General features: G+C 46.3%; 10 protein-coding genes, 1 rRNA gene and 1 riboswitch. Of the genes, 2 read left to right on the forward strand and 9 right to left on the reverse strand.

The window, feature by feature from the left end:
- Positions 1–162: 162 nt before the first annotated feature.
- The 7 genes from purB to G3352_RS30625 all read right to left on the reverse strand — a co-directional run bounded on the left by purB (position 163) and on the right by G3352_RS30625 (position 7,041).
- Entirely contained in the window at positions 163–1,461 is a 1,299-nt protein-coding gene (purB, locus tag G3352_RS30600; protein ID WP_163761691.1) for an adenylosuccinate lyase, read from the reverse strand.
- On the reverse strand, positions 1,458–2,660 hold the full coding sequence (purK, locus tag G3352_RS30605; protein ID WP_163761692.1) for a 5-(carboxyamino)imidazole ribonucleotide synthase: 1,203 nt from the start codon (positions 2,658–2,660) through the stop codon (positions 1,458–1,460). Before purK ends, purB begins: the two co-directional genes overlap by 4 nt.
- Positions 2,657–3,142 (reverse strand): 5-(carboxyamino)imidazole ribonucleotide mutase, encoded by a 486-nt coding sequence (purE, locus tag G3352_RS30610; RefSeq protein WP_090904914.1) that lies wholly within the window; start codon positions 3,140–3,142, stop codon positions 2,657–2,659. Before purE ends, purK begins: the two co-directional genes overlap by 4 nt.
- Before the next feature lie 186 nt (positions 3,143–3,328).
- A riboswitch (purine riboswitch) is annotated at positions 3,329–3,430 on the reverse strand.
- Positions 3,431–3,700: 270 nt separating this feature from the next.
- Complete coding sequence (locus tag G3352_RS30615; RefSeq protein WP_024633549.1) at positions 3,701–4,135, reverse strand: universal stress protein; 435 nt, start codon at positions 4,133–4,135, stop codon at positions 3,701–3,703.
- Positions 4,136–4,322: 187 nt separating this feature from the next.
- Positions 4,323–4,586, reverse strand: coding sequence for a DUF1294 domain-containing protein (locus G3352_RS30620; RefSeq protein ID WP_163761693.1), 264 nt, complete (start codon positions 4,584–4,586; stop codon positions 4,323–4,325).
- 129 nt (positions 4,587–4,715) lie between these two features.
- A complete protein-coding gene (locus G3352_RS30995) occupies positions 4,716–4,853 on the reverse strand; it encodes a hypothetical protein (RefSeq protein WP_181586730.1) in 138 nt (45 codons plus the stop codon).
- A 58-nt stretch (positions 4,854–4,911) separates the two neighbouring features.
- A complete protein-coding gene (locus tag G3352_RS30625) occupies positions 4,912–7,041 on the reverse strand; it encodes a DNA topoisomerase 3 (protein ID WP_163761694.1) in 2,130 nt (709 codons plus the stop codon).
- 385 nt (positions 7,042–7,426) lie between these two features.
- Here G3352_RS30625 and G3352_RS30630 point away from each other — a divergent pair, with 385 nt between their 5' ends.
- On the forward strand, positions 7,427–9,361 hold the full coding sequence (locus tag G3352_RS30630; RefSeq protein WP_163761695.1) for an amidase family protein: 1,935 nt from the start codon (positions 7,427–7,429) through the stop codon (positions 9,359–9,361).
- Positions 9,362–9,598: 237 nt separating this feature from the next.
- Here the strand turns inward: G3352_RS30630 and G3352_RS30635 are convergent, their stop codons facing one another.
- The gene (locus G3352_RS30635; RefSeq protein ID WP_163761696.1) at positions 9,599–10,594 is read right to left on the reverse strand and encodes a ketoacyl-ACP synthase III; all 996 of its coding nucleotides are present in this window, start codon (positions 10,592–10,594) and stop codon (positions 9,599–9,601) included.
- 300 nt (positions 10,595–10,894) lie between these two features.
- Between G3352_RS30635 and G3352_RS30640 the strand changes: the two genes are divergently transcribed.
- A complete protein-coding gene (locus G3352_RS30640; RefSeq protein ID WP_163761697.1) occupies positions 10,895–11,449 on the forward strand; it encodes an NADPH-dependent FMN reductase in 555 nt (184 codons plus the stop codon).
- Positions 11,450–11,631: 182 nt separating this feature from the next.
- Here G3352_RS30640 and rrf read toward each other — a convergent pair.
- Positions 11,632–11,748, reverse strand: a 5S ribosomal RNA gene (gene rrf, locus G3352_RS30645).
- Positions 11,749–11,906: the final 158 nt, after the last annotated feature.

Consider the following 11,906-nt stretch of genomic DNA (forward strand, 5'->3'; position numbering starts at 1 on the left):
AACAATCTTCCGATCGCTGTTATCCCCAGATTTTTTGATTCCACTTTTTCAAAGTGAAAATCCGGTGATAAAGGCGAACGCTTCGCTTCTTCAGCTTATTTCTGTCCTCTGCGTTCCCAGCTGACCCATCATTCAGTTCTCTAGCCTTATGAGAGTATTATATTAGTCGTTCAAACCAAGCTTTTTGAAGATGGTGTCTACGTGCTTCAGGTGCCATGATGGGTTGAACGCATCTGCGATTTCCTCTTCGCTCAGCACTTCAGTGATTTCCGGTGTAGATTTCACGATATCCTGGAACTGGCGTTGTTCTTCCCATGCTTGCATCGCACGTGGTTGAACGGTATCGTACGCTTGCTCTCGGCTGAAACCTTTGTCGATCAACTTGGTCATCACTCGACCGGAGAATGGCACGCCGAAGGTACGCTCCATATTGCGTTTCATATTTTCAGGGAATACCGTCAGGTTCTTCACGATGTTACCAAAACGGTTCAGCATGTAGTTCAGCAGCATCGTTGCATCCGGCAGAATGATACGTTCTACGGAAGAGTGCGAGATATCACGCTCATGCCAAAGTGTCACGTTCTCGTATGCCGATACCATATGTCCGCGAATAACGCGGGACAGACCGGAGATGTTCTCACTGCCGATTGGGTTACGTTTGTGCGGCATTGCAGAAGATCCTTTTTGACCTTTCGCAAATGCTTCTTCCACTTCACGGAACTCGCTCTTTTGCAGCGCACGTACTTCTGTAGCGAACTTGTCCAAAGATGTTGCGATCAATGCCAGTGTAGCCATGTATTCTGCATGACGGTCACGTTGCAGCGTTTGAGTCGAGATTGGTGCAGGCTTTGTACCCAGCTTCTCGCAGACAAACTCTTCAACAAATGGATCGATGTTCGCGTAAGTCCCAACTGCTCCAGAGATTTTACCGTATTGTACGTTGTCTGCCGCGTGGCGGAAACGCTCCAGATTCCGTTTCATTTCTTCATGCCAGAGTGCCATTTTCAGACCAAATGTCGTTGGCTCCGCATGCACCCCATGTGTACGTCCCATCATTGGCGTGTGCTGATAGGTCTTCGCTTTTTCACGTAAAATTTCGATAAAGTTCACGATATCACGTTCCAAGATTTCGTTTGCCTGACGAAGTACATATCCAAGAGCCGTATCAACGACATCCGTGGAAGTCAGTCCGTAGTGCACCCATTTCCGCTCTGCTCCCAGACTTTCAGATACCGTACGTGTGAAGGCAATAACGTCATGACGTGTTTCCTGTTCAATCTCGTAAATGCGGTCGATGTCAAAGGAAGCGTTCTGACGAAGCAATGCTGCTTCTTCCTTAGGAATGACTCCAAGCTCTGCCCAAGCTTCACATGCACAAATTTCAACTTCCAGCCATGACTTGAATTTGTTCTCCTCCGTCCAGATGGCTCTCATTTCGGGTCTGCTATAACGTTCGATCATAAATTTGTATTCCTCCAAAGATTAGTTTGTTCAATCCATTGTAATCCTTCTTCGACATCCTGACAGAGCAGATTGACATGCCCCATTTTCCGTCCTATCTTCGCTTCGGTTTTACCATATATATGAAGCTTAGGAATCACACCGAGTTCCAACGCTTCCGCGTCAGCCTGACCCGTTCTGGCAATTATACCTTCCAGATGTTCTCCAAGCACATTGACCATAACAACAGGGCTCAATAATGAAGTATCTCCAAGCGGCAATCCGCAAATCGCACGAATATGCTGTTCAAATTGTGATGTGGCACAGGCTTCCATCGTATAGTGGCCGGAATTATGCGGCCTAGGGGCCAGCTCATTCACGTACAGTCTTCCATCTGCCGCAACAAACAACTCCACTGCCAGCAATCCTACTGCTTGTATGGATTGAGCCACTGCTGCCGCCAACTTCTGCGCTTCAATCTGTATTTCGGTCGCTACTCTTGCGGGTACAATCGAAGCATGCAAAATGTTGTTCACATGAATGTTCTCCGCAGGCGGGAACGTCTTAATTTCTCCATTCGTGCTGCGTGCAACAACGACTGAAATCTCGCAGTCAAACTTGATAAATTGCTCCAATACCAGTTCCGCACCGGTAGCCGCGAGTTCTTCATAAGCAGCTAACGCCTGATTGGTTTCGCGAATAACCCGTTGCCCCTTGCCGTCGTATCCGCCGGTCACCGTCTTCAGTACACAAGGAACTCCAAGTTCGCTCACGGCTGCCTTCATTGTGTCCTTGCTTGTAATTTCCCGATAAGGGGCTACACGTACACCAGCCGCCTCAATGGCTCGTTTTTCACGTAAACGATGCTGGGTTGTGTATAATAACGCACTTCCTTGCGGTACATAGGATTCCCGTTCTAGGAGAGAAGCAACATCTGCATCTACATTCTCGAACTCATAGGTGATTACATCACACTGCCGAGCCAGTTCGAGTGCAGCCTTTTCATCGTCATATCCCGCTTCAATCTGATCGGCAATTTGTCCACAAGGAGCATCTACTGCCGGATCAAGTGTTACGAAACGATACCCCATCGCTGTTCCGGCAAGTGTCAGCATCCGTCCAAGCTGCCCGCCTCCAAGAACACCGATGGTTGTTTTTCCTGGGAGCAAGACACGTTCTGCTTCGCCTGATGATCCGGGTTGAATTTTGGTACTAGTCATATTTCGTCACTGCTTTCGAGCACTTCTTGTTTGATTCGCTCTCTGCGGGCTTCGCTGCGACGTTGGACATCCTGGTCAAAAGCACCGATGATCTGAGCCGCAAGCAATCCGGCATTCGTTGCACCAGCCTTGCCAATCGCTACCGTTGCGACGGGAATGCCACCAGGCATCTGAACAATGGACAGCAAGGAATCGAGACCATTTAGCGCCTTGGATTGTACGGGAACCCCAATGACCGGAAGCATCGTTTTGGAAGCGACCATACCAGGCAGATGTGCCGCCCCGCCCGCACCTGCAATGATAACCTTGAATCCACGGCCAATCGCTTGCTCCGCATATTCAAACATCAAATCTGGTGTGCGATGCGCGGATACGACCTTTTTTTCATACCCAATCTCCAGCTCGTCCAGCACCTCACAAGCATACTTCATCGTTTCCCAATCCGACTTACTGCCCATAATCACAGCCACCTGTACTGACATGAATACATCCAACTCCCGTCTGAGCGTTTTGGTTTCATCCTGTTGCTTCTCGTTTATTGTGAAATGAAAAAATCCGCTACCCGCGAAAACATCACATTTTCTCCGGACACCGGACTCCAAGAAATACGTATCCCGCATTTGGGCATGCCAAAGGCAGGCTTGCTGTCCGCATCTGATTTCATGCGTCTCTCAGCCGTATCTCCTCGTAGTCCGGAAATTTACGGTTCCCGGGTAGATACTTCCGGGCCCTATTCCCGGCGTTATACGAGCAAATATCTATTTCCACAAATAAATTCATTAATATTGAAAATTCCACATCTTTCGAACCTACTCGACCTTATATATAACTGATCGACACATCTAACATTCTAACAATCCCCTACAGCTAATGTCAACTTAAAGACGAACATTTAACATATTGACAAATATAATGTTCGGAAATAACCGATCATTCAGAGATACTGCATCCCTTTTATTCCAAAAAAGAAAGCCGACCCCTCTTCAACCTATCGAAGACAGCCGGCTTTTCTCTATTATGTGTGTACACACATTCTATAATTATTTCACGATAAGTACCGGAACCTGAGCATGCTGCACTACGTTATGACTAACGCTGCCCAAGACAAATTCCCGAATTCCACCAAGACCACGACTACCAATAATGATGATATCCGATCCGTTCTCTTTGGCATAATCGAGAAGGACCTCGGCAGCAGCTCCTTGAATCAGATCCACGTTCGCTGTAACGCCTGCAGCCTGAATTCGCTCTTTCGCTTCATCCGTTGTTTGCACCGCCAGATTATAGTAGTCATTATTCAAAGAAGGTGGCAAAGGTGCCAATCCTTCCCCGATGAATACACGTGGAAAGTCAAAGGCATGGATAACATCCAAGACAGCACCCGGAGAAACTTTGGCCAACTCAATCGCACGATCAAGTGCTTTATTTGAAGCTTTCGAACCATCATATGCTACTAGTATTTTGGAGAATAACATGTAAATCCCGTCCCTTCCTTTATATGTAGAACATTCGAAGCCAGCTTCGGTCTGACATAAAATACAAGAACCATGTAACTCCTTAAACATCCCCAGGTCAAAATGAACCATTTATAAGAAACATTTTACATAATCATTCTAGCCACTCACCTGGAGTACAACAGATCCCAATCGTTCAATACATACCTTATTGCAGGAAATACCCATAGATTACTGCATTCAGGAATAACAACAACGGAATGCCGATCGTAAAACTGGGATGTTTGGTTTTGTGACGTTTACGATACATTGCAATCCATACCCCCAATGCCCCACCAATAAAGGCCAGCAGGAACAGCGTTCGTTCGGGTGTACGGTCTCGACGGCGCTGCGCACGTTTCTTGTCTTCCGACATGACCAGGTAACCTACGACATTGATAAATAAAAACCACAGTATCAATCCGGTTTGCATATAATTCTAGCGGTCCCCCTGTCCCGGGACATCTCCCTGTACCTCCATTATAGTCCTCTGAAGGAACATGATCAACGCGGGAAGGGAACCGCAAAGATATTTAGAAGCAATGAATCCCGAATACCTAACCTATGACTCCTGTTTAGGAATACCATTCAGGTTTGGCGCTCTTTTTGCTGCCTTTTCGGGACGTACAGAGATACTCTCTTCCCGGATACTGTCTTTGTTCTGCTGATTATGAATCTTTTCTGGTTTGTTATGTGGCATCTGCGTATCACCTCCTAGGCTTACGTTGCCTGAAAAAGGAGAATCTTATACGACAGTCTTACTCTCCCTTTTTCTCCATGGCTGCCTTCAACAGTTCTCCCAGATTGGAACCGATCGACTCCTGCTTTGCATATTGTTTGACCAGCTTTTGCTGATCACGTTTGTTCACATGCTGTTTGTCTTTATCCAATGTTTCCGTTATGCCGCAAGGCAGGCATTGCACGTACAAACCTGCCTTACCCTCTTTAATTTCCATCTTTTTGTGACACTGTGCACACCGACGATTGGATAATCGTTTCTCTGCCGAACGACGATATCCGCAATCCTCTGTTGGACACACGAGGAACTTGCCACGTTTGCCCTTTTTCTCCAACAAGCGCGCATTACAATCCGGGCAGTGACTATTAGATACATTATGCGGCTTATACTCCGCTTTGCTTCCTTTTACCGTAGATACAAGCTCTTTCGCCATTGAACGAATGCTCTCCAGGAAAGGCTCTGGCTTCCCTTGCCCACGAGCAATATGCTCCAGTTCAGCTTCCCAGCGGGCTGTTAAATCCGGTGTACGCAGCTGAGGAGCAGCCAGTTCAATTAACTGCTTCCCTTTTCCCGTTGGATGCATGCTGTTTCCTTGACGATCGATGGTGTCGGAACTTACCAGCTTCTCGATAATATCCGCACGTGTAGCCGGAGTACCCAGTCCATACTTCTCCATCTGGGAAAGCAAAGCTGCCTCGGTATACCGTTTGGGCGGCATCGTCCGTCCACTTTTGATATGACAACGTTGAACCGTCACGGACTGACCTTGCTGCACGTCTGGCAAAAGCGCACGCTCATGGTCTGAAGAATCGTCAGCACGATCATCATCCTCATTGCTGTAATCTCCGCCGTACACTTCCCTCCAGCCGCTTTCTTTCACCGTTGTACCTTTCACATGAAAGGAATCGTTGCCCACCTGAACAGTGATCGCAACAGAATCGTATTTCGCAGCCGGATAGAACAAGCTGATAAAACGGCGTACGATCAGATCGTATAACTTACGTTCCTCTGGATTCAGCTGATTGAGGAGAACCGTCTGTTCTGTTGGAATGATCGCGTGGTGATCGGTTACCTTGTTGTCATCCACGATACGTTTGGTGATATTCAGATTTTTACGCAATAACGGACGAGCCAGAGACGCATAGGGGCCAATCGCAACACTATCCAGTCGTTCTTTCAGCGTTCCCGTCATATCCGATGTCAGGTAACGGCTGTCTGTACGTGGGTAGGTTACCAGCTTGTGCTGTTCATAAAGGCGCTGCAGCACATTCGAGGTTTGCTTGGCGGAAAAACCGTATTTCCGGTTGGCATCCCGTTGTAATTCTGTCAGGTCATAGGCCAGTGGATGCGGCTCAACCTTTTCACTTTTTTTCACTTGGGCAATTGTACCCTTACGACCCTCTATACGTTTCTTCAATTCTTGTGTCTCTTGCGGATCGAAGATGCGTGAATCGCCACCAGCAGCGCGCCATACCGCCTGAAAACCTCCCAGATCGGCCGTTAACGTCTCATACTCCTGCGAACGGAAACCATTGATCTCATTTTCCCTGTCCATAATCATGCCAAGTGTAGGGGTCTGTACCCGTCCAGCTGACAATTGTGCATTAAATCGAACCGTCAATGCACGTGTCACGTTAAGACCGATCATCCAATCTGCTTCTGCCCGGCAACGTGCCGATTCATAAAGACGATCAAACTGGCTGCCTGGCTTGAGTGATGCAAATCCATCCTTGATTGCCTTGTCCGTCTGGGAGGATATCCACAGCCGCTTGAACGGCTTTTTCCACTGCGCCATCTGCATAATCCAACGAGCCAGCAATTCACCCTCACGTGCGGCATCCGTTGCAATGACCAATTCACCAACATCCTGACGTTTCATCAACTGCTGTACTGCCTTGTATTGATGGTTTGTTTCTTTGAGTACCTTCAGCTTGGTCCGATCGGGCAGAATCGGCAAATCCTCCAGATTCCAAGTTGCATACTTTTTGTCATAGTCCTCTGGTTCAGCCAACCCGACAAGATGTCCAAGCGCCCAGGTCACGATATATTTCGGGCCTTCCATATAACTTTTATGTTTATCACGCGCTCCCATCACTCTGGCTATTTCGCGTGCCACAGATGGTTTTTCTGCGAGTACTAATGTTTTCACTCCATCTCTTCCTTTCTTTAATAAAACCTATGACTTCATGCTTCTATTGTTTGATTAAGAGAATTCTTCTACTTCTATCTTTTCATTATATCATTTCATGGTATGGGTTTGCTTTGGCTTCACAAATAACGATGTCCCTCATGAAATGTCTATATTGCGACTTATATGTTACATTAGCTAACACAATATTCTTCGACAATTTCCTTCTGTGAATGGAATTAGGAGCATTTGATAGGATCTCTAGCGATAATGCAGTATGTATACGTTTTTTTGGATAAATATGAGTGTTGTAAGAATACCTTACATCTATTTAGAATGTGACAAAAGCAACTATATCAGATTCGCTAACACACATCATTGATACACAGGAAGGGAGCGTGGATGCATGACTTATCATGGATCTGTATTGAAAAAAAGTGGGGCCTTGTTACTGGCCGGAGCAGTTGTTGCCACAGCATGGGGAGGAACGGTTCCCTCAGCGTCAGCTGCAACGGCAACGCCTTCTAGCAAAACTACGGTTGCAGCCGTATCCGCTGGTAAGGCACCTGTCACAGCAGCAGCATTTATTCAAGCCATGGAAGAAGTGGCTACACTTGCAGGTGTTCCTTTTTCCATAGACAAACTTTCCGGCACAACAGTACAGCGTAAAGATGCTGCTTTAGCTTTGCAAACCTGGCTGAAGCTAGAGTCCACTCCAGAATCGTTCAAGGACGTTCCAGATCAGGCGAGCTTTGCCGGTGCCGTTGGTGCGCTGAACACAGCGGGTTTGATGAAAGGTTATACCGACGCCCTTTTCCTTCCTAATGCAGTACTTACCCAAAATGATGTCTCCATATTGAAGGACCGCATTTATAACTACATAAAACCATTTGTTCTGGAGGAAGCTACCATAACGGATCTCCAGGCTGCCATGACGCAAGGAAAACTGACATCCAAAGAACTTGTGCAGAAGTACCTGGATCGCATTGAAAAATACGATGATCAGAGTGTGAGCATCAATGCAGTCCTGACATTGAACCCGGATGCTCTCAAAATCGCTGAAACGTTGGATGAAGAACGTGCAGCTCAGGGCCCACGCGGACCTTTACATGGTATTCCGGTTTTAGTTAAAGATAACTTCGATACCAACGATATGCCTACAACCGCAGGCTGTATCTGTCTGAAAGATTCCATACCTGCTCACGATGCTGAACAAGTGAAGAAACTCAAAGCAGCCGGGGCCATTATTTTGGGCAAAACCAATCTGCATGAATTCGCATTCGGCATTACCACATCCAGCTCGCTGGGTGGACAAACACTGAATCCCTATGCGCTGGATCACTATCCAGGCGGATCGAGTGGTGGTACGGGTGCTGCCATTGCCTCAAACTTTGCAGCTGCGGGTATGGGTACTGACACGGGCGGATCGATCCGTATCCCTTCCAGCTTCAACAGCCTTGTCGGTATTCGTCCAACAATCGGATTGTCCAGCCGTGAAGGAATCATCCCTCTCGCATTGACACAGGATGTCGGTGGCCCTATGGCTCGTACCGTAAGTGATGCCGCAATCATGCTGGATGCTACAGCCGGCTATGACAAAAACGATGTCGCTACAGCTTATGCTGTAGGCAAAATCCCTTCCAGCTATACAGACTTCCTGGATGTAAACGGACTGAAAGGAGCACGGATCGGTGTAGCCACCGAACTTATCCCAAGTACCAAAGCTGAGGAAAAAGCCGTCGCTGACGTGATTAACAACGCTGTAGAAGAACTCAAAACGCTGGGAGCTACGGCAGTCCCGATCAGCATTCCGAACCTGGCTGAAATCAACAAATACCCAAGCTTGAGTGGATACGAGTTCAAATTCCAACTTAATGACTATCTGGAGTCTCTTGGTGACGAAGCCCCTTATCACAGCTTGTCCGAAATTATTGCTTCCGGACAGTTCGACAAGTCACAAGAACAGTCGATGAAGACTCGTGATGCACGGGAAACGTTGGAGACTGCCGAATATAAGGACATTGTACTGAAACGTACCCAAATCACGCGTGAGTCTTTGCTGAAAGTTATGGCGGACAACAACCTGGATGCCATCATCTATCCTACGTCCACGCAAGCCGCTGGTGTTATTGGCGAAGGACAAAACTCCGGCGGTAACAACCGCTTGAGTCCATTCTCTGGCTTCCCGGCAATTACCGTACCTGCTGGATTTACAACTGAAGGTCTACCAGTAGGGATGGAATTCCTGGGCCGCGCCTTTGATGAAGGAACCTTGTTCAAGCTGGCTTACAGCTATGAGCAAGGGACTCATCACCGCCAAGCACCAAAGCTCACGCCATAAATCGTTCATCAGATTAATTAAACTACGATTAAAATAACGCAAACATTTATGCTAATTGTCTGCTTCGTAGGGATTGACGGTATCAGATACAAAGCCAAATCGCTATCGATCTAGATAACCTTATCTTTAATCATTCTGCTACACAAAAAAAGAACACCCTTTTCATGCGTTCATGGAAAGGGTGTTCTTTTTTTGTGTTATCTCAATTCATGTATGAAAAGAGTTATATCTGTTTCTTTAATTGGTATCCGGTACGCTCCATCTAAGCACAAGACCTGCGTAGGTCAGTCCGCCTCCAAAACCAAACAGAGCTATTTGATGCCCACTCTTTAATTTCCCTTCGTCTACTGCAAGCTGTAAAGCGAGCGGAATGGAAGCCGCGGAGGAGTTTCCTCGGTACTCCACACTTGTTAAAGTGCGTTCCAGCGGAACAGGACCGCGTTCACAAACCGCTTCAATCATTCTTAGATTTGCACTATGGGGTACAAACCAATCAATCTCTTCCGGCTTCATCTCTGCTTTGGCTATAAGCCCACTCAATTGTTCTGGAATCGTGCGTACTGCCCACTTATAGATCTCTCTGCCATTCTGAACAAGGCATCCCTCACCCTGCAGAGGTACACCATTCATCTTCGAAGATAGACCCGTCTTATAAAGATGAATACCGCCTTCTCCACTCGTACCTGAGATGGCTGCCATAAAGTCACCTTTTCCAGCAGCTCTTTCTACCAAAAACGCTCCTGCCCCATCGCCAAACAATACACATGTCGTACGGTCTGTATAATCGGTAATCTTGGACAACGTCTCTGCTCCAATAACCAACACTTTATGATACATGCCACTGGTTACCAGACTGTCAGCCAGCTGTAATCCATACGTAAACCCCGCACATGCCGCATTCAAATCAAGCACTCCCGTATGTGGAATCTTGAGATTCGCCTGCACTCTGGATGCTGTGCTCGGGAATGAATATTCAGGTGTGCTGGTAGCAACCAAAATCATATCCACATCTTCTACGCTAACATTATAGCGACGCATCATATCTTCTACAGCCTTGGTAGCCAGATCAGATACAAATTGATCCTCAGCTGCTATGCGCCGTTCTCTCATCCCTGTGCGCTGTACAATCCATTCATCACTCGTGTCGACCAGCTTCTCTAAATCAGCATTACTTAATATTCGATCCGGTACATACGTACCCATTGCGGTAATGGTTGACATTGATTGATTCATACCGGTAGTCACCTCGTTTGTTTTTTACCATTATAGCACTAAGTATTAGTACTTGGTACTAATTTTTAAAAATATTTATTATGATTCATTCCTCAGTTGTTTATTTTAAGCGCTCTCTTCATCCTATTACCCAGAGTCATGCAAGCTATCGCATGCATTTTTGATGAAGAATTGTGGATGTCCTCTGAGTAACATGAAGAATGCCTTAATTAAATGCGTTTTCTATAGACAGTCCATTCCAACTGGAGGAAAATAAAAATATTGCCTTACATTACTAAAGAATAGAGATGATGTATACCTATGAAAAAAGAATATAATATCCTTGCGATTTCCGGCAGTCTGCGCAATAAGTCCTCCAATACGTTACTAATGCATGCCATAATTAAGCTGGCTCTTCCTAACCTTAAGTTTAGAGTATATGGTGGATTAAATGATCTACCGCATTTTAACCCTGACCTCGATGTCGAAGAGGGTCCAGTATCCGTGCAGAATTTGAGAGCCCAACTGAAGAATTCTGATGGAGTTCTGATTTGCACACCGGAGTATGGGAACGGAGTTCCTGGAGTCTTAAAAAACGTATTAGATTGGATTGTATCTTCTGGAGAATGGCTTAATAAACCCACCGTTGCCATCGCTGCTTCTCCTAGCCCCTTGGGCGGTGACAAAGCCCATGCTTCACTATTGCTGACGTTAAACATGATTAATGCCCAAGTCTTACATGAGGCTTCTCTAACCATTCCTCATATTACATTGAAGATGAATAAACAAGGAGTCATCATTGATTCAGAAACCCAGCATGCATTGGAGAACTCCCTTTTAAGTCTAGGGGATGCATGCAACCAAATGGATAAATAGACAGACAGTCTGCTTAAATTAAACTGACTATAAAGAAATGAATAACCTGAAAAGTTTTAGTACATCACATAAATTGAAATAAAAAAACAGCCCTGGATCCTCTGGGCTGTTACGGTTTATATTAGAAATATAATATTAGACAAATAAAAACCACCGCCGAATAACATCAGCAGTGGTTCTTTGCTTGGCGGCGTCCTACTCTCCCAGGACCCTGCGGTCCAAGTACCATCGGCGCTAGAGGGCTTAACGGTCGTGTTCGGGATGGGTACGTGTGGAACCCCTCCGCCATCGCCACCAAACGCGATTTGTCGAAGCATAGCTTCTTGAAATCATTGTAGAACTGAAAATCATACACACATTCTGTGATGTACCGATTTTCATTTCAGAGTTTGTTCTCTGAAAACTAGATCCGAAACGAAATGTGCGATTTACAACCTGCATATCTTGGATAAGCCCT

It is taken from the genome of Paenibacillus sp. ALJ109b (genome assembly GCF_010747435.1).
Taxonomy (GTDB): domain Bacteria; phylum Bacillota; class Bacilli; order Paenibacillales; family Paenibacillaceae; genus Paenibacillus; species Paenibacillus taichungensis.